This is a genomic window from Agarilytica rhodophyticola, assembly GCF_002157225.2.
Lineage (GTDB): Bacteria > Pseudomonadota > Gammaproteobacteria > Pseudomonadales > Cellvibrionaceae > Agarilytica > Agarilytica rhodophyticola.
This window is the reverse complement of sequence record NZ_CP021746.1, coordinates 1-19,216: the sequence shown is the minus strand read 5'-3', so window position 1 is coordinate 19,216 and position 19,216 is coordinate 1. Positions and strand designations below refer to the sequence as shown.

At 41.1% G+C, this 19,216-nt stretch carries 23 protein-coding genes; 17 read left to right on the top strand and 6 right to left on the bottom strand.

All coding sequences use genetic code 11. The features are described from left to right. Positions 1-142 precede the first annotated feature (142 nt). The 7 genes from BVC89_RS28965 (at position 143) to BVC89_RS28935 (ending at position 4,233) form a co-directional block, all read left to right on the top strand. The gene (locus tag BVC89_RS28965) at positions 143-691 is read left to right on the top strand and encodes a phosphoribosyltransferase (RefSeq protein ID WP_103654440.1); all 549 of its coding nucleotides are present in this window, start codon (positions 143-145) and stop codon (positions 689-691) included. 11 nt (positions 692-702) lie between these two features. Beyond that, complete coding sequence (locus BVC89_RS28960) at positions 703-1,389, top strand: DNA-processing protein DprA (protein WP_158658201.1); 687 nt, start codon at positions 703-705, stop codon at positions 1,387-1,389. A 61-nt stretch (positions 1,390-1,450) separates the two neighbouring features. After that, a complete protein-coding gene (locus BVC89_RS28955; RefSeq protein WP_103654438.1) occupies positions 1,451-2,146 on the top strand; it encodes a hypothetical protein in 696 nt (231 codons plus the stop codon). A 61-nt stretch (positions 2,147-2,207) separates the two neighbouring features. Continuing rightward, a complete protein-coding gene (locus tag BVC89_RS28950; protein WP_103654437.1) occupies positions 2,208-2,840 on the top strand; it encodes a hypothetical protein in 633 nt (210 codons plus the stop codon). A 290-nt stretch (positions 2,841-3,130) separates the two neighbouring features. Continuing rightward, positions 3,131-3,358 carry a hypothetical protein gene (locus BVC89_RS28945; protein ID WP_103654436.1) on the top strand — a complete coding sequence of 76 codons (228 nt, stop codon included), beginning with the start codon at positions 3,131-3,133 and terminating at the stop codon, positions 3,356-3,358. Positions 3,359-3,362: 4 nt separating this feature from the next. Then, positions 3,363-3,650: a hypothetical protein gene (locus tag BVC89_RS28940; protein WP_103654435.1), complete on the top strand. Its 288-nt coding sequence runs from the start codon at positions 3,363-3,365 to the stop codon at positions 3,648-3,650. A gap of 301 nt (positions 3,651-3,951) precedes the next feature. Next, complete coding sequence (locus BVC89_RS28935; RefSeq protein WP_103654434.1) at positions 3,952-4,233, top strand: hypothetical protein; 282 nt, start codon at positions 3,952-3,954, stop codon at positions 4,231-4,233. 132 nt (positions 4,234-4,365) lie between these two features. On the opposite strand, the gene BVC89_RS28930 is transcribed toward BVC89_RS28935, so the two are convergent. From BVC89_RS28930 to BVC89_RS30035, 6 genes are all read right to left on the bottom strand, one after another. After that, complete coding sequence (locus BVC89_RS28930) at positions 4,366-4,935, bottom strand: imm11 family protein (protein WP_103654433.1); 570 nt, start codon at positions 4,933-4,935, stop codon at positions 4,366-4,368. Continuing rightward, positions 4,935-5,528, bottom strand: coding sequence for an AHH domain-containing protein (locus BVC89_RS28925; protein WP_103654432.1), 594 nt, complete (start codon positions 5,526-5,528; stop codon positions 4,935-4,937). The genes BVC89_RS28930 and BVC89_RS28925 overlap by 1 nt, the downstream gene beginning before the upstream one ends. A gap of 141 nt (positions 5,529-5,669) precedes the next feature. Continuing rightward, positions 5,670-6,104: a LacI family transcriptional regulator gene (locus BVC89_RS28920; RefSeq protein WP_103654431.1), complete on the bottom strand. Its 435-nt coding sequence runs from the start codon at positions 6,102-6,104 to the stop codon at positions 5,670-5,672. Then, positions 6,097-7,455, bottom strand: coding sequence for a recombinase family protein (locus BVC89_RS28915; RefSeq protein WP_103654430.1), 1,359 nt, complete (start codon positions 7,453-7,455; stop codon positions 6,097-6,099). The genes BVC89_RS28920 and BVC89_RS28915 overlap by 8 nt, the downstream gene beginning before the upstream one ends. Positions 7,456-7,470: 15 nt before the next feature. Then, positions 7,471-7,953 (bottom strand): DUF2924 domain-containing protein, encoded by a 483-nt coding sequence (locus BVC89_RS28910; protein ID WP_158657846.1) that lies wholly within the window; start codon positions 7,951-7,953, stop codon positions 7,471-7,473. Positions 7,954-8,033: 80 nt separating this feature from the next. Next, positions 8,034-8,198: a hypothetical protein gene (locus tag BVC89_RS30035; RefSeq protein WP_158657847.1), complete on the bottom strand. Its 165-nt coding sequence runs from the start codon at positions 8,196-8,198 to the stop codon at positions 8,034-8,036. 334 nt (positions 8,199-8,532) lie between these two features. Here BVC89_RS30035 and BVC89_RS28905 point away from each other — a divergent pair, with 334 nt between their 5' ends. The 10 genes from BVC89_RS28905 to BVC89_RS28850 all read left to right on the top strand — a co-directional run bounded on the left by BVC89_RS28905 (position 8,533) and on the right by BVC89_RS28850 (position 18,436). Continuing rightward, on the top strand, positions 8,533-9,669 hold the full coding sequence (locus BVC89_RS28905) for a hypothetical protein (protein ID WP_086930723.1): 1,137 nt from the start codon (positions 8,533-8,535) through the stop codon (positions 9,667-9,669). Positions 9,670-9,899: 230 nt separating this feature from the next. Then, positions 9,900-10,118, top strand: coding sequence for a MerR family transcriptional regulator (locus tag BVC89_RS28900; protein WP_086930724.1), 219 nt, complete (start codon positions 9,900-9,902; stop codon positions 10,116-10,118). Beyond that, positions 10,118-11,038 (top strand): ATP-binding protein, encoded by a 921-nt coding sequence (locus BVC89_RS28895; RefSeq protein ID WP_103654429.1) that lies wholly within the window; start codon positions 10,118-10,120, stop codon positions 11,036-11,038. The genes BVC89_RS28900 and BVC89_RS28895 overlap by 1 nt, the downstream gene beginning before the upstream one ends. 24 nt (positions 11,039-11,062) lie before the next feature. Next, positions 11,063-11,707, top strand: a complete 645-nt coding sequence (locus tag BVC89_RS28890) for a hypothetical protein (RefSeq protein ID WP_216825204.1) — start codon at positions 11,063-11,065, stop codon at positions 11,705-11,707. 60 nt (positions 11,708-11,767) lie between these two features. Next, on the top strand, positions 11,768-14,221 hold the full coding sequence (locus tag BVC89_RS28875) for a helicase-related protein (RefSeq protein ID WP_216825203.1): 2,454 nt from the start codon (positions 11,768-11,770) through the stop codon (positions 14,219-14,221). Next, positions 14,222-14,569: a DUF6511 domain-containing protein gene (locus BVC89_RS28870; protein WP_103654428.1), complete on the top strand. Its 348-nt coding sequence runs from the start codon at positions 14,222-14,224 to the stop codon at positions 14,567-14,569. A gap of 27 nt (positions 14,570-14,596) precedes the next feature. Next, positions 14,597-16,771, top strand: a complete 2,175-nt coding sequence (locus BVC89_RS28865) for an AAA family ATPase (protein ID WP_103654427.1) — start codon at positions 14,597-14,599, stop codon at positions 16,769-16,771. Between the two features lie 294 nt (positions 16,772-17,065). Then, positions 17,066-17,533 (top strand): crossover junction endodeoxyribonuclease RuvC, encoded by a 468-nt coding sequence (locus BVC89_RS28860; protein ID WP_103654480.1) that lies wholly within the window; start codon positions 17,066-17,068, stop codon positions 17,531-17,533. Continuing rightward, positions 17,533-17,943: a DUF6362 family protein gene (locus tag BVC89_RS28855; protein WP_103654426.1), complete on the top strand. Its 411-nt coding sequence runs from the start codon at positions 17,533-17,535 to the stop codon at positions 17,941-17,943. The genes BVC89_RS28860 and BVC89_RS28855 overlap by 1 nt, the downstream gene beginning before the upstream one ends. 160 nt (positions 17,944-18,103) lie before the next feature. Further along, the gene (locus tag BVC89_RS28850) at positions 18,104-18,436 is read left to right on the top strand and encodes a hypothetical protein (protein ID WP_103654425.1); all 333 of its coding nucleotides are present in this window, start codon (positions 18,104-18,106) and stop codon (positions 18,434-18,436) included. Positions 18,437-19,216 lie beyond the last annotated feature (780 nt).

Sequence of the window (19,216 nt, the reverse complement as noted above, 5' to 3'; positions counted from 1 at the left end):
TATACATTCATTAAAAGCTGTAAACAGATGTTAGATTTGCTACGGGTGAGCAATATAGTCACAAAGAGAGTCTTTTTGTCGCCAAAGTTTTTTTCGTTAATGGTAGGTTGCCTCAATTGTTAGCTGACAAACGGATTGAAAAATGGTATTTCATGTTGATTTATATAAGAGTATTCCAATTGTGGCAATGGGTAACTACTATCCAGTTAGTTCAGGCTCTGTTGATATTCATAGCCGTCAGATTCTTGATTTTAAAGACGGTAAAGATGAAGCCGTTTCTGTCTTCTCTAACAAACTTATTACCTACTTACGCGGAAAAGGACTAGGTCGTCAACCCGTCTTTGTTGCAACGATTCCATCGTCAACACACGGTAGGTCTCATGCAGGCTTCGCTAAGCTAATTAAGAACCTATCCTTTGAGTTTTCAGTCCAAAACCCTGATTATAATTTAATCCTACGCACCAAGACAAAGCTAGCGGCTCACAAAGGTGGTAGTAGGAGGAAAGAGGATGCACTAGCATCGACAGCTATTCCAATTGATATTGCACGAAAGATTGGAGGTAGATCTGTTATCCTACTCGACGATATAACGACAACAACTAATTCAATAAAAGCAGGCATTGATGTATTAACGGATGCTGGTGCATTAGTTAGAATCGCGGTAGTGTTAGGCAGAACAATGAGAAGATAGAGCAGCCAACTGTGCAGCAAAATACAGAAATACATGCAATAGACCAAGATTCTGATCATTATCCAGACAGTCTTCGTAATATCATGAGTCCCCCACGCATACTTTACGCTCGAGGCAACTTAGATTTGCTCGTGTCTTCTCTAGGTGTGGCGATTGTTGGCACACGTAATGCCACAACTAATGGCTTAAAAATAACAAATAGAATAGCTCGCCACTGTGTTAGCTTGGGAGCGACAGTGGTCAGTGGGCTTGCTTTAGGTATTGATGCTGAAGCCCATAGGGGGTGTCTAGACGTAGCTGGAAACACGATTGCTGTGTTGGCCCATGGTTTACATACGGCGGAACCAAAGGCCAATCAACAGCTAGGCTACCAAATATTGGAATCTGGTGGTCTATGGGTTTCAGAACATCCAGAAGGTGCTCGAGCGAGTAGACAAAACTTTGTGCCACGTAACCGCATACAAGTCGGATTATCTAAGTGTTCCATTATTGTCGAATCTGATGTTAGAAGCGGCACAACAACGCATGCTAAATTCTGTGTTCAGGAAAAACATCCACTGTTTGCAGTTATTCCTCAAGAAGGAAACCCTCTAAAATTACATTGTAAAGGGCCAGAAATGATGGTGAGAGATATGGGGGCGAAAGCGCTTGTTACTAAAGACGACTACTCATTCATTGAAGCGGCTTTGAATTTTTGATAATGGGTAGGAAATACGTTGTATTTTTAATTAATCACTTTTTATATAGAGCTTTAATTTTATGGAGAGAAGTTTAAAAACATCACCCTCACACTCTATTATCTTATCTGTGCTAGCTGCTATCCCAGCAATAGTGGCTTTAAAAATAGAAGGGTTTGCTTGGTTGCTGTATCTTTGCGGCATAATATTATTGTTAAATATTAGTAGTTTTGTATGGGATCTACTTCTAGCGAAAATAGTGAAGAAAACCATTTTATCTATAACATTAAGGAAACACTTAAAAAGTAATTTTGAAGAATATTTAATGATGATTGAGAAATTTAGAATTCTTGAAGACCTGGAATCCGCATTATCATCAAGTCATATAAACTGGAAAGATAAACAACCACCTAGTTATTGCAATATTGGAAATACATTAGGTTCTGTAAAAAATAATCTTAATATAATTCCGTTAGAGCATAGGATTATAGCTACTAATGTTATGTTTATAGAAATAGTTAGGTCGTTTGATCGCTGGCTCTATATTTGCGATGGAATGTTAAGGCAAGGAGAAGCGCATTATAAAAACGAAGAGTCGCAAAATAAGGTTATACGTTTGGCAGATAATTATCATCGATTGACTATAACGCATGATGACTTTTGTAAATTAGTTAATACCAAACTGCGTGATAAAGATTGTCAGATGATTGAATTATATTGCCAAGCTCATGATTTTAATTGGAAAAAAGCTGAACCAAGGCAGGGAGAGTTAAACTAGCTTCTTTATATACAGACCTTTAGAGTTTTGAAAATTTTTCAAATATATTGAGAGTAAGAATATGACATGGGGTTTTCTAAAAGACTTTATAGCTCAGTCAGGGCTAGAAGTATATTTTGCATTTGTAATATTTCTTATGATCAAGTTGTATCCTAGTCTTAAAGTGTATCATAACAAAATTAAAACTCTTGAAAAGGAAGAGTTTGAGATAATGTCAGATATTTTAACTGATAAAACCAAAGTAAATACCAAGTTTATGTTAGAGCAATTAATTGAAAAGAAGTATGGGAGGGCAATTTCTTGGCGTGAAATATCATTTTTGTTTTCTTTGCAATCTCCTTCTGAAGCTCTATCTCAATATATTTCATGTAGAAACTTCTTGGTTTTCAATGTTTCTGATAAAAAACCTAGCTTTAGAGGCCTTTTTCAAAAGAGGTGGTACAGAAGGGTAAGAAAGCTATGGAATGCTATCTGGTATTTTTTCTTCTCATTCCTGGGTTTGAGCTTGATTCCTACTTCTATATGGGTATTAGGAGAAAAAGGAATATTTTGGTTTATGGGAACGTTGATTTTTCTATTTTATTCTCTTGGTGTTGCCTACCTTTGCCTACGGGGCTTTGGAGTATTAACAGACAGTGAAAAATTCATGGACGCAGTTGATCATAATGACAAAACACAGACATGGCTTTACTGAAAGAGTATAATATTATAGCTCTAGGTAGTTAACTGAATCTAATGCCAGTTAGAGTGATTGCCATACAGTTTTTGTGTTGAATAAACTGACTATTATTATCAAAAAAACTATATAATGAAAATCTAGATAATACATAGCTAAAAATATGGTGCGACGTTTATTCTTTGAAATTCATGAAGGTGTTAGGTCGCGCAACCATAAAAAATGACAAATTTAACAACAGCACCGATTGTCTTACTGATAGCAAAGTTAATAACGGCTTTCATTTTAATAAGAAATAGATTAAATAAATGTCTAAAGAATTTATCAAACAACGTATATGTATATATGCTGGGATGGATATTGATCCAACGATTGATAGTCAAGTCGTAGAGATATTGAAAAAGCGATTCAATGTATTATTGCCCCAAAGAGCTTCTTTAGATGAGGCATTAGAAGCTGCTGTATTTTCTCATGAAATTATCAGTTTAATTATCAAATATCGATCACTAGTAAAAAGCCAAAGTAAGCGAAACTGAAGCAATGACATTCTTAGATTTTTTTTCAAATAAAAAAGTACAGCCTGAACCTATAGAAGAAAAATATAATATTATTGATATAGAACTAAGCCAACAAGAGGCCGATACATTCGTTAATAGTGGGGGTGATTATTGCCCATGTTGTGGTTCAACGGATATTGTTGGTGATGGCCCTGAGATGTATGAAGGGCGACACGAGCATATATTTCAATGTAATAGTTGTGAGGCTAATTGGGTGTGTGGCTATAAAATCTGTAGTGTTAGCAATATAACGAAAACGGAAAAAGTATGAAGCGTGGTGTATTTATAATAATATTTTTATATGATAACTAAGTCACCGTAACTACGTGTGGGTTAGGCTTTAAGGTGTACATGACAACAACTAATACTATGTTCTCTCGAAAAATATGGCGCACCAAGTTTTCTTGTTAAGCTTAGCTAGTTTATTGTTTATTTAAAAATAGAGTAGTATATGCAGTTGAATTTATGTTAGTAGAATGATTCCTACTTAATGGTTAGTATATAGGTATAATGTTCGTCAAATTTTGTAATGTATGTAATTTCTGTTAAGCAAATCCTAGTGAAGGAATTTTATGAAAAATCACATCTTTTTAATACTACTTCTTTGTTTACAACTATTCGCTTGCAGTGACACATCTCAAGTTAATACAGAAAGACATCAAGAGCTAACAAGGCTTTATACAGGTAAGAAGGTTCCGTATGCAGAACATGATGTATTAGGGAGTCCTGAAACGTTATCTGGCACCAACAATATGCAGTGGGTAGCGTATTACCCTAAAGCAGATTTTACGATTGTTACAAATAAAAAGACAGATATTGTGCGTACTGTTTACTTGGGGCGACACGAATTGTAAACAAGTATTTTCTGAGCTGGTTATGCAAGTTTTCTCGACTATTACTATTAATAGGTACCTCTTATATTGAAAGCATCTCTATGTGAGGCTTCTATATTAGAGCACTAAAGTTCTACGTCAAACTGCATGATCCTATAATGGCGAATTGGTCATGTCTTCACTAAAGACGAGTCCTTTCAATTCCAAAGCGTCGATTAGGTGTTTAAAGCGCTCTGAGCAATAAATATTCTTATAGCGGTTATATTCTGTAAGAAAGATAAGTTGGTCTTTGACGGCGTTATCTTTGAAGATAATTTTGCTTGCCTCGATATCACCTAATATATTTGTTGAGCGTTCACTTTTTTTTGTATCTACTGCATCAATGCTCATTTTTTTTGTTGCATGCAATAGCCAGTAAGGAATGTGTTCGCATGTTAGCGGTAGCCATTCGCCATAAGCTTCCAGCTCGTCTTTAAGTGCATGGTAAGATTTTTCATTACAGATAAAATTATTTGTTGTCCCCCAGAGTGTAATGTCAGGGGGATGAATTACAGATCCACTATCACTGTCATCAATAAACTCAGTCTTAATGGGCTTCCAAAAATCCGCCCAGTAGTCTTGATCAAGTAAAAAGTAGTCACCGATGGTGTGTTCAATATCATCCACAGAAAGATAGCCATTCATGTAGCGTGTTTTATCTGCTCTGAGCTTATACGTTTTCACTAGGGTAAGCCTTTGCCCTTGGGTAACATGACATATTCTGGCATGTTGCCCGTGTAGAGCATTTGAGAAATCAGCTTGAGTCTATTTCTGAAAGCATCCGCTTGTCGGTGGCTGGAAAGTAGCGAGTTAATCCAGAAATAATAGTTATACCGGTGTATGCGGCTATGTGGGGGTGCTTTAGGCATGGCCGGATGAGGGGTTGCCGCGATATTTTCTGGTAACCAGCAGCCATTATCCACATCATCAATCCCGATTTTAAGCTTCGACATAATAAGTCTTATGGCGGCGGCCAAAGGATGTTTACCTGCTACAATTGCATGGGCGTGTGTTCTCGCAGGGCGAGGCCCAAATTTCTCTTCTAAATGCTTTCCGAGTATGTGTGATTTGTGCTCTTCGCTTCGTAGGCTTTGGCTATTCTTTTTGGCCGTTTCTTCTCGGTAAGACTCAATACCGGATTGAACGCTAGCCATTACTTTAATTTGATTAATCTCACTAAGTGTGAGTTCACCTTGAAGTTTTTCGACAATGTTGATAATCGTGCGATCGACTAAGTTCAATTCATAATATTTAGTGAGTACGTGAGGAACTGGCATGTATATAAATCCTTGGTCAGTGTGATCATACTTCAGACTCTTCCAAAAATGACGCGATTGTTGTAGACACAATCGTCATTGACACCTAACCATAGTATTACCGATGATATGTTGTGGCAACCCTTGGCATTGTTGACATGATTATTCCTGCTGACATAGGCCAAACTTCTCCCTTTGCTCTTCCCATCCCATAGGCGTATCCGCCCCTAACTCTTGAATAGTCAAAGTATCCGGCACCTTTTCATCAAGAATCGCCTGAATAATATCAGGCGCCAATATATTAAGATTTAATATACGACTGACATAACTATTATCCACACCCTCTTTGTTAGCTAACTCTTTTATTGAGCCATAGACGCCGCTGTTGAGTTTTTGCTCCCACTCATAAGCCCTCGCTAGCGCTAATTGAAGTGGCGTGGGCTGGCTATCCCAGGGGCGGTAGTCGCTATCTGTACTGCCAGGGAGGGTAATAATCTTACGGCCACTGCGTACTTTAGGTGTTAACGGTATCTTTATTGAGAGGGAGCCGTCGCTACTTTCAATTATATGAGACATAGGTGTTGATTGATTATCCATTGACCACCTTCTTTTTCAAAGTTTCCGGGGTTATTTCTTGTGCCAGTTGTTCGAGTCCATTTTTTCTTAGTCGTAGATCCATGGCATTGGGGGTGATAATAATTTTCTCAATCATTAGATGAATCAATCGCGCTTGTTCATCAGGAAAGAGTTGCTCCCATAAGGTTGTCATTTTTGTCAGCGCGACTGCTACCATGGCTTCGTCTAATTCATCATCGTGAACCTGAGCGATAGTGGTCACCTCCTTGACGATCTCTGACGACTTTAATAGTGTCATGACTTGTGTTGTCACAGCCGTTTCTAGTTCACTGGCTGGAAACCGGGTTAAATCGGAAGTGCCAGCGCCTTCCTTAGCATCACGTATACTGAGGTAGTAGCGATAGCGTTTACCATTTTTGTGACGACTATTGGCAAATGAAGTAGTGAGGGCACGACCTTCTGTATCAAAGAGCAATCCCTTTAACAAAAAGGGAACCTTAGCACGCGTATTGTTACCTTTGGCCTTATAGCTGTCGGCGAGCTTCTTATGGACGGCTTCCCAGAGTGTCTTATCGATAATGGCATCGTGCTTACCTTCATACCATTGGCCCTTGTGTCCAATCTCGCCTAAGTATGTTCGATTCTGGAAAAGCTTATAAATAAAGCCTTTATCGATAAGCTTCCCAGGGCGATATTTATTATCTTTTGTTGTCCATGACTTTGTGGATATCCCGTCGAGGCGTAATTCTTTTACAAGCAGTGTGGCTGATCCTATCTCTAAAAAGCGAGAAAATATGTGGCGGACTGTCTTAGCCTCATTGCTGTTAACCACTAATAGTCTATCCTTAACATCATAGCCGAGCGGTGGAATACCTCCCATCCATAAGCCTTTACGTTTACTTGAGGCCACTTTATCTCGTATGCGCTCTGCTGTGACCTCACGCTCAAATTGCGCAAAGGATAATAAGATATTTAGCATTAAGCGCCCCATAGAGCTAGTCGTGTTAAATTCCTGTGTGACAGAAACAAAGGATACGTTCATACGCTCAAATATCTCCACTAGCTGCGAAAAGTCATGGAGGCTCCGTGTGAGGCGATCTATTTTATATACCACTACAGTATCAATTTTGTCCTCTTCAATATCTCTCATTAAGCGTTTTAGGGCAGGGCGCTCCAGTGTCCCACCAGAATAGGCGGGATCATCATAGTTATCGTTCACTGAAATCCAGCCTTCACTTCTGTGCGCGGTAATATACGCGTGCCCGGCATCTTTTTGAGCATCAATAGAATTGTAATCTTGATCCAGTCCCTCTTCGTGGGATTTTCGTGTGTAGACAGCACATCGACGTTTAGGTATAACATGTTTACTCATCTATTTTTCTTTCCCTCACTTTTTCTTTTTCGATGGGGTGTTAGGCTTACGCAAACCAAAAAACGCAGGTCCAGACCAATGTGTACCGGTAATCTCTTTCGCAATTTTGGATAAGCTTTTATAGAGCTGTTTTTGAAATTCAAACTGTCCGTCTGATCGCACAATCACCTCGTATTCCACATCGTTATAAAGTCGCTTCAAAATGGTGCCTGGTACAGGGGTATAAGTGCCTTGTTTATTTTTGCTTTTATTGAACACATAGGATTTACTGATGATTTCAATACGTTGTGTATTTTTAGCAACTATTTTCTTATCTTCAGCAGTTAACGCGTTAACTTGTAATGCATAAGCCAGACGTCGTTCAATATAGCTTCGTGCTCGCACTGGGGGTGGTGTCGGGTTGAATTCCTGCCACATGACTAACAGTTCTTTCATGGTCATACTTTCAAGTTGCATGATCTGCGTCAGTGTAGAAGGGGGGGGGGCTGTTATCGGCATGGCTGTCCTTTGGATGTTGATAATAGGTTTTCCATGTACGCTCAGGTAGGCAGACGAAGCAAGCTGTTAGTTAGTCTTCGCTATATTTTGGCGTTTAAAGCTTTTTTATCTGCATGAATCCGCTTATCTTTTTGATATAATGATTGAAATCGTTTACGTATTAATCCATTTGATAGTATTTCAGCAATTTCTTTTATCCGCTCTTCGACTGTCATGTCATGAGGTAATCGCTTGTTGTTTGTCACGTGTTGAGGAACCTTTGTTGTTAACCCATGTTCTTATTGTAGAAAATAAATGAGGAGGGATGCGATAAGACAATTGGTAACGAGTTGCATTGCATTATAAGAGTATGTCACTGCTGGTAAGAGAAAGTAATTCTAGGGAGGTTTTTTAAAGCTTTTATTTTTCTATTTTTAACATACTTTAATGTTAACAAGTGAAATAAAAGCGATTTGGTTTTGATTCTTATTATTTATTTTTTGTTTGCATCATGCTGATATCACGTCGTGGTAGCTTTTCAGTAGTTGGTTTCCAAATTTTTACGCTTTCTTAGATTCGTTTTTTACCATGGACGACAGTATGCCTATGTCTCTTGATCCGTGTACGCGCTTGTTGCACGCTGTTAACACCGATACTTATCATTCACTTATCCATTCTAAAATAGCCGCTGCCTCTCATGATACTCAAGGCGGTGTGAATACCGCGAATATGTGGGCAGACTCGATTTTTTTAGTGGCTCAAAACATTAAGCGCTTTGAGCTTTCCTCGGTAAATTCTGCGATGTCTGACGGAGAACGGCAGACATTCTATTCTATCCACAACGAACATGAGCAAAGCCTTTGGCTCTATGTGCATCATCAACATCTATTTCATGAAGTGGTGGCTGTGTTGTTAGCGGAGGATCATCTTTCTGACCCTAATACCACGGTATTTCAGTTGCCGCCATTGTTGACTCTCAACGAGGGTCAGCACCCCCTTGTGCATTATAAACGCAATTTAGCGGGTATGCTGAGATACGCTGAAGAGGATATTGATATAAAAGTCGTCAAGCGCTTACTCTCAGAGTATGCTTATAATTTTAAAATTCTTGTGTACCTTAATCGCTTACCCAAAGCCAATGACTATCCCATTGATGGGCGCACGGCATTACTTTCTAAATCATGGTCGCAAGCCGTCAGTATCGTCTACGATCCTAGAACAGGAATAACGGATGTGACGGCCAGTACGCTATATACACGTAAAATGAATACGGTATTTTTTGCCCGTTATCTTCTCAATATCAGCGACGTAGGAAAAATACAATACCCTAAGCCCTATCGTTATCAATTGTTGACAGGTAACTCTCACCAAGCGTCGGTGGATAGTCAGGCACTACTCCAGGTTAATCAGGTGCAACCCACTCTTAAACTTGATTACGTTACATCAGACGCTTCTTATCTCCCCGTGCACTATGATGCAGCGAGACGTATCTTAAAAATAAAAGGGAAGCCAGATTGGTATATTGGTGGCGAACGTCGTCCTTTGGCGATTCGTTATATGTATGAGCAAGCCAAAAAAGGACGTTGGGAGTTACCGGCTAAAGAAATTCTAGCTGCAACTAAAATACCTGGACAAAGAGGTGGCGCAACACGCATGCAATCATTATTTAGTAACTCGTTGGAATGGGAAGACTATATCGTGAGTCCTAAAAGAGGATATTATTGTTTTAATATTTAAATAAAAAATTAGCGCGTATGACCACGATAATTTTCACTCGGAGCTAATGTTAAGCAATAGTATCATCATTTAATTTTGTGCAATTAATAGTCGTATACAATATATTTATACGACTTTTTTCAAAAAAAATCGCCGCAGTACAAATTACAGTACAAATTGCAGTACAAAGCCCACTAGACGCCAGTACAAACGCTTCTTCATAATACCTCTTGAATACGTTAGGAGATTTTATGACATTAGCCTCACATCTTAATCAAGAACAACTTGCTCTTCGTTGGAATTTAAGTGAAAGCACGATCGCTAATTGGCGCTCAAAAGGGATTGGCCCTGCCTTTTTAAAATTACATAACCGTGTGGTATATCGCGAGGAAGATATTGTCGCATATGAAGCACAGTCCTTGCGTAAAAGCACCGGTGAAAAATTTCAGGATCAGGAGGTGCGAGCCTAATGTTTCCTCTTATTACTGCAGAACAACGGCGATCACAGCACCGGGGTGTTAAAGGCTGTATTTTTGGTAAAAGTGGTATCGGTAAAACTTCGTTACTGTTAACCCTTCCTACATCGTCGACATTATTTTTTGATATCGAAGCCGGTGATCTTGCCGTGGAGGATTGGAATGGTGATGCCTTTAGGCCCAAGACATGGCAAGAGTGTCGAGACTTTGCTGTATTTATTGGTGGGCCTAATTACGCGCTGCGCGATGAACAATCCTATAGCGAAGCACATTTTAATGCTGTCTGTAAAAAATACGGAGATCCGGCCCAGTTAGATCAATATAACATTATTTTTATTGACTCCATTACTGTTGCTGGTCGCTTATGTTTTCAATGGTGTAAAGGCCAACCGCAAGCGTTTAGTGAACGTACTGGTAAGCCTGATATCCGTGGCGCTTACGGGTTACACGGCCAGGAGATGATTGCTTGGTTAACACACCTCCAGCATACACGGAATAAAAGTGTCTGGTTCGTGGGAATACTCGATGAAAAGGTAGATGAATTTAATCGTCGCGTTTTTGAGCCACAAATCGAAGGGTCTAAAACCGGATTAGAATTGCCTGGGATTGTCGATCAGGTTATTACGATGGCAGACCTGCCTTCTGAAGACGGCACCCCCTATCGCGCTTTTATCAATCATACCTTAAACCCTTTTGGTTATCCGGCGAAGGATAGAAGTCGCAAATTAGATGTCATTGAAGAGCCACATTTAGGCCGCCTCATGGAAAAAATAAAACGGCCTGCAGACATGATGGTTCACCATCTTGACTACGGTCTTAGAGAGCCTGCCCAAACAGACACACAATCACAGTTACAACACAGCAATACACAAAACAACATAAGCAACAATATACACGACAACACCACACACTAATTTATTGAAGGAATAGATTATTTGATGAATAACGACTGGACAAATTTTAATGATGCCGATGATCAAGTGGATTTTGACATTATTCCCAAAGGCACCTTAGCCAAAGTTAGAATCGCCATAAAGCCCGGCGGTTATGATAATCCTGACATGGGTTGGACGGGCGGCTATGCGACACAAAGTCAAGACACTGGCGCTATCTATTTAAATTGTGAATTCACTGTTTTGGAAGGCGAATATGCTCGCCGAAAAATCTGGTCACTGATTGGATTACATAGCCCTAAAAGTGACAAATGGACACAGATGGGACGTGCCTTTGTGAAAGCGATGTTATGTTCCGCTCGTGGCATAAGGAAAGATGATTTCTCTAATCACGCGATGCAAGCGCTGTCGATTAACAGCATTGCCGATTTAGATGGTCTTGAGTTTTTGGCGAAAATAGGCGTTGATAAAGGTGATAAAAATAATGAGCCGCGTAATATTATTGCTATTGCCGTGACGCCAGAGAATAAGCAGTACGCCGCGATTATGGGTAATGTTTCGTTCACAGCGCCTCAACCATCGCCGACACAACAGGTAGGTTATGGTCAGTCGCATACTTCTGTGCCGCCGCAGGTCATGAACCCACAAAATACGACCACATCGAATAGCCGTCCTTCATGGGTGAGTTAATCATTTAACACGTTAGGCACATTAACGCGTTCACGATGTAACACAACAAGGATTTTTACCATGCTACTAAGACCTCGACAAACTACGTTTGTCGAGCGGAGCCTTGCTGCGCTCGAGAAACACAAAAATACGCTGGGTGTGGCACCTACGGGATGTCATGCACCAAGCACATTAATATTAATGTATGACGGCACACTAAAGCCAGTCGAAGAAATTCAGGTGGGCGATACCCTCATGGGACCCGATAGCCGCCCTCGTCATGTCCAACGTTTATATCACGGCATGGATATGATGTACGAGATACGCCCAATAAAAGGCGAGCCGTTTATCGTGAATAAAGATCATATTCTTTCTTTAGTCAAAACAAAGAACGCTAATAGTATTGTGAATATTAGTGTGAGTGCCTACCTTGAACAAAGTACTCGCTTTAAACAGGTGCACAAACTTTATCGAACGGCGATAGATTTTCCATCACAAGAGGAACCTTCTGTCGATCCTTATTTTTTTGGGTTATTACTGGGCGATAAAAACTTAATGCATACGCCGCCGCTGATTCCGCACCATTATAAAACGGGATCACGAAAAACACGTGAAGCGCTGCTATCAGGATTACTTGACTCTGATGGTCATAAAAATAGCTATGCACAAAATGTCATGGCGTTTTCTACAGCATCGAAAGAACTCGCTGACGACGTGGCGTTTATTGCGCGTAGCCTAGGGTTATACCCTTTGTCCAAATCCAAAACGCTCAATGGGATGACGTACTATGGTTTGATGATAGCCGACAGTACTCATGAGGAGGATGTTTTACACACCGGCTTTACCATACACAAGATGGGTATGGGCGATTACTATGGTTTTTCTGTTGATCAGGATCACCTATATGTGATGGGTGATTTCACTGTCACTCATAACAGCGGTAAAACGATCATGCTATCGGGGGTGGTTGGGCAGTGGGCTAAAAAAAATCAAGGCGCTAAAGCGTGCGTACTCGCTCACCGTGACGAATTAACCCAGCAAAATAATGCCAAATTTTTACGTGTGAATCCGACGCTCACCACCTCCGTATTTGATGCAAACGAGAAATCGTGGCAAGGCGATACCACTTTCGCGATGGTGCAAACGCTATCACGAGAACATAACTTAAAGCAGTTGCCTGCGTTAGATCTATTGGTTATCGATGAGGCTCATCATGCCGCAGCAGACAGTTATCAAAAAATTATTGATGCGGCGCGAGCGAAGAATCCCGATCTTGCTTTATATGGTGTCACCGCCACCCCCAATCGTGGTGATAAAAAAGGACTAAAGAACGTCTTCTCCAATGTGGCTGATCAAATTACGTTAACAGAACTTATTAATGCCGGTCACCTTGTGCAACCGGTGACGTATACCATCGATGTGGGGACACGAAAGCAATTATCGAAAGTGAAAAAAAATGTCGCTGACTTTGATATGAAAGCGGTTAACGACATCATGAATAAAAAGCCGATTAATGAGGCCGTGATTCGACATTGGAAAGAAAAAGCCGGTGATCGACCCACCATTATATTTTGTTCTACTGTTGAGCACGCGGATGATGTTGCACGAGCGTTTCAAAATGCAGGCATTAGCACGGAATGTATTCATGGGGATCTCACAACACAAGAACGACAAGCGAGCCTATCCCGTTACGAGTCCGGGGAATCCCAAGTCATTGTTAACGTTAGTGTCTTAACGGAAGGATACGACTATACACCGACAAGCTGCATCATCTTGCTACGACCCAGCAGTTACCATAGTACGATGATTCAGATGATTGGCCGAGGGTTACGCATTGTTGATCCTAATGACTATCCGGGTGTTGTAAAAACGGATTGTATTATTTTGGATTTCGGCACCAGCTCAATTATTCACGGGAAGCTTGAACAAAAAATACATTTAGAAAGACCTCAACCACAGGAAGATGCGCCACAAAAAGAATGCCCAGAATGTGAGGCGAGTATGCCAATACATTGCCGTGAATGCCCGATATGTGGCTATGTTTTTGAGGTTATTTCATCTTCTGCTGACGGTAGCAGCAAACTTGAAATCCAAAACTTTGTCATGACAGAGGTTGATTTACTGACACGTTCTACTTTCCAATGGGTTGACCTCTATCACGACAAGACTTCCACGATGGCTACTGGGTTTAATGCGTGGGCGGGCGCATTTTATTTATATGGCCACTGGTATGCCGTAGCGGGGGCGCGGCTACAACAAACGCGACTGCTTTACGTTGGCGAAAGAACATTATGCATGGCGGCATGTGATGATTGGTTGAACCTGAATGAAACTGAAGGGGGGGCGGGAAAATCTCGTCGGTGGTTGAATGAAGAGGCGACATCACGCCAGCTCAAATATTTACCCCAAAATTACACCCATAACTTTGGTTTAACCCGCTATCACGCCAGTTGTTTAATCGCTTTCAATACGAATAAAAACGATATTCAACGCATTATTTTTAATGCCGCTAAGCAAAAAGAACAGGTGGCGTAATTGTCGTATTGCTGCGCTATTTGCTCTGCCCTACCGGGTGGGTTTGGTTGGCGAGATCCGAATAAAAATTTAAAAAAGAGGCAGCGTTTTTGCTCAAAGCGTTGCCAGGATATTCATTACTATTATTTTAAACAAGGAATCACTTTGACAGAAAACGAAAAAAACGAACTTGAAAAAATAGCAAGAGAAGCCGTCATTAATCCACTTGCTACTTATGTGTGTAACGTTGGTTCAGAGAAACCATTGTTCGACTATACCAAAGAAGAAATACACGGACTGATACATACGATTATTCATAACTACACGACACGATTACAAAATTTATACTCTGACGACATACCATTTTAAATCAGCATTAAAGATATACATTTTATTATGACGATCAATAATTTTTTAGATTTCAGTTCGGCGGATGATCAAATTGATTTGGATGAACAAGAAATAGCACCGTCCGCGCACGAGGTAAAATCACGTTTACTCGATCAATTACCGAATGTACTCAACTATCTATTCCCCGAAGGTAAAGAGAAACAAAAGCAATTTGTTGTTGGCGATATTGATGGCAATAGAGGCAAAAGCCTAGTCGTTGAATTGCACGGAAGTAAAGCCGGTGTCTGGCATGATTTCGCCACGAATGAGAGCGGTGATATTTTTGATTTATGGGCACATCACAAGGGATTTGATATTCGCCGAGATTTTGCTCGTGTGATTGAATCGGCATCACAGTGGTTAGGCAACGTCCCTGCTTTCCAATCAGCACCTAAAAGAAAAAAATCACCCCCTATGGACGACTTGGGGCCTGTCACGGCGAAATGGGATTATCACGATACGACAGGTCATTTAGTTGTGCGTGTCGACCGTTTTGATCCGCCAAGCGGTAAGGTGTTTCGACCATGGGATGTCAAAGCACGTAAGCACCAGGCACCTAAAATACGACCGCTTTATCAACAACCCGCGATAGCTGTGAATGACACTATTATTTTCGTAGAAGGTGAAAAGTGCGCGGATGCATTAATCAGTACAGGGAATATAGCCACGACAGCGATGGGGGGTGCGAATACGTTAGTGGATAAGACAGACTGGTCACCACTAAAAAATAAACACGTCTTAATATGGCCGGACAATGATGAGGCAGGCAGTACCTACGCAAAAAATGTCTCACAAGCCATTGTGGCTGCTGGTGCAGCTTCTGTATCTATTTTAGAGATTCCTAAGGATAAACCGAAAAAATGGGATGCGGCAGATGCTATTAGTGAAGGTGTAGACGTTAATGAATTTATTAAGTCGTGTCGGTTTATTGAGGTAAAAAAGAAAATGGCGAGTCTGCAACTCACAGACTGGCATGCGAGTGATCGATTTAAGGGAGAACCCAAAGCACGTGATTGGCTTATTGAACATATTTTTCCACTAGCGCAAGTCTCATTACTGGCAGCTTCAGGCGGTGTGGGTAAATCGTTTTTATTAGCGCAGCTTGCCCGTGAAGTCGCCGCATTTAATGGTTTACGCTTTAACGCCCCTACTTTGTTTGGTGGGGACTTAATGCGAAAAGGTGCATCGGTGTATATCACGGCAGAAGACGATGCTATTGAAATACACTTACGCCTAAATACCTTAGGAGATATACCTCATCATCTCTACGCGGTACCGTTACCCGATGCTGGGGGTGTTATCCCATTATTTGTGCCCGATCCGGTTAAAAGAATGCCTACCGCTACCGCAGCGTGGTTATCGCTGTTTCGTCAATGTGAAACCATCGCAGATTTACGGGTCATTATTTTTGACCCTTTACAACCGCTATGTGCGTTAGATTTGAATATACCGGAAAATGCACAATTTGTATGTTCACAACTGGCAACACTCGCTGCACAAACGGGCGCCGCTGTTATTGTTTCTCACCATTTTGCAAAACGTGAGGCCACTACCCCAGAACAGGCAAGAGAAGCTATTCGCGGCTCAGGTGGTCTAGTTGATGGCGTACGTTGTGCTTATGCACTTTGGCAACCACCGCAAGATAAAGCGGAAGCTATCTGTAAAATAATTAAGGAAAAATACAGCCGTGGCAGTGTTGTGTTCGGTGGTGTTGTTAAGTCTAATGGGCGTTCTAATCTATCGGTGACAACATTTATACGTGATCATGAATCCGGTATTTTAATGGATCGTACCCGTGAGATCGCCGGTAAAAGAGCGCCCACACCTGAAGACTTAACACCGTTCGTCGATGCCATTGCGAAAGCTGCAAAAGAAGGGAAACCTTACACCAAAACCGGAGTCAACGGTGTCTATGAAAGACGTTTTGAATTACCGGAAACATTTCATCAAATAGGCAAACATAAATTTGTTCGTTGGGTAGAGCAACTGCAAGCTGAAAAGAAATTAGTCGCTGCCATGGCACCCGGCCAGACCTCCGTAAAATGGCTAGATCACCCCTTAGGGCCAGTCGCACTCGGTGACGCTGAATTTATGCCGGGGCATATCAATCGATCAATATCTAAGCGCGGAAAAAAGGGATATTTGCAGCAGGTCAACGAACAAAAAACAACCCGACATTAATCCCGGATTACCGAGTTCCCGGCGGGAACGCCATTTGTAGTAGAACGCTATAAGCCCAGTAACTACGGGGGATTAATGCCTTCCCGGCTAAATGCGTTCCCAGAAAGAGGTGGCTACGCTTAAGGCCACGGCTGACGCGGCGTTCCCGGTTCCCAATTTTTACCCCTCTATATAGAGGGGGAGTATTCCCATTGGATACTCCCCATCTTAGATGAGATTTTACTACACGCGCGCGAGGAATTTTTTTTGAAACAACGACACACACAAAACATACAGCACACTAAAAATTTTATGATGCAAAAAAATATATTATCACTCGACCTAGGAACAACGATTGGATGGGCAATGACATCACATGAATTAATTATCAGCGGCATCGCGAATTTCAAGCATAGTCGTTACGACGGGGGTGGGATGCGATTTTTAAAATTTAATGCTTGGCTACGAGATTTACATACATCCATCGATGGCATAGACGTAATTTACTTCGAGGAGGTTAGGCGGCACATAGGGACAGACGCAGCGCATGTGTACGGTGGTTTTTTAGCAACACTTACCGCGTTTGGTGAGCAAGAAAATATTCCTTACCAAGGTGTACCCGTTGGAACAATTAAAAAATATATCACGGGCAAAGGTAATGCGAGTAAACAGGCTATGATCGATTCGGTTAGACGTTTAGGCTATGAACCTGCTGACGATAACGAGGCAGACGCGCTAGGACTGCTCATGTGGGCGCAGGATCAACAAACAGGGAGACACTAATGCATCGGCATGGCCGGGATAATAAAACCGTAGCACGGCGTTTTGAGGAGTGTGTTAGCGTGTTAAGCAAACTGCCAGGAAACATATCACTGGGCCATAGAAATTATTGGCCTGAAATTAAATACACATCACGCGAAATTGCACGGATGGAAAAAACAAAAAAATACACGATATTACAACCACTCCCCGATGCCATTGATCGCGCTGAAGAAACCTTAGCTTGGATTACGCTAGTCGATCAGCCAGAGCGGCGTAAACTAATTTGGCTTAGAGCACAGCGCATGTCGTGGCGAGCCATTGCGCGAGAGGTGGGCTATCCGAAAACAACGGCACAGCGGTATTGGAATGAAGCGCTTAGTACAATTAGTGATAATTTAGAAGTACCGGTAAGTCGCGGTAACTCCTGGTAAGAAGTCTTAAAAAACGGGTGGGACAAATTTGAGGTTTAGGCGTATAGTTTGCCCTATCCTGAGACAAGTACTAACCAACACCGCACATAATATTTATTTAAAAAATTATTAAACCGCAGTTGAGACTATCGCTGCGGTTTTTTTATGCCTGAAAAAAGTTATGGAAACTACCGCTAGAAAATCACCGATTAAAACTATTCGACAAAAATGCTTGGATTGTGCGGAAACTCGTACTCAGGTAAAACATTGTGAATTTAATTCCTGCCCGTTACACACCTATCGCATGGGTAAGAATATATTTTATGGGAAAGAAAAACCCGAGGGTTATCGTTCACCGCTTAAGGCCATTCGTGCTGAATGCCTTGACTGTGCTAAATCAGCGCATGAAGCGCGATTATGTCCAGCGACGAAATGTACGTTATGGCATTACCGTTTTGGGAAATACCCCAAAGCAAAAAATACGGCTGATATCATTGCTGTCGATGTTGCCTAAAAACCTGCTCAAATAACGGGGATGCAATGTTTTAATCATCTAAGCAGTAGGGTAGCTTAGGTCGACAGGCGTTTATTGCTGAATGTCTGCTGTAGTGGCAGTTTTGAAGCTTCAGTGGCGTTATACACTTGGGTTTAACGACGACATGACAACAACACAGTAACTTAGCTGGAAAAATCTTCTCAGCATGGCGCTCGTTAACATTGCCTCATAACTTACTCAAATAACAGGGGTTGAGCGTTTTGACTATCTGGCCAGTAGGGTAACCTAGGTCAATACGATTAAATTATTTAACCCCCGTTATACTCGTACTTTCCAGGCTTCAGCGGCGTTATAAATTCGGACTTGCAGGGTAATCTAGTTAATCACACACAGGAATCTCCCACATGATTAAACAAACATTTTTCACATTATTAATTTTATTCTTTATCGCGGTGATTGGGGGAGCGGGATTTATTATTTACGATGGGATTAAACATATGTAACATTTGTATTTAGTGGAATATTTTTCTCGCGTTATTTTTTACAGTAATTTATTTACTATTTTCTTAAATTAATATTAGTTTTGAAAAAAAATTAATTCGATTGAAACTTTTATTAATTACCACAGTCTTATTTGTAAACCCACTCTTAATACTTAAACAAACTTCGCTGAACGTCTGCGATCTCCTTCGAAAATTAGCAAAAAGGTACTTGGTTGAAATAAGCGCCAAGCGGGCCTCCACACCGCCGAATTTCGCTAGCGATAGATATTGTTAAGTGGTTCGCAGTTCGCGGTTC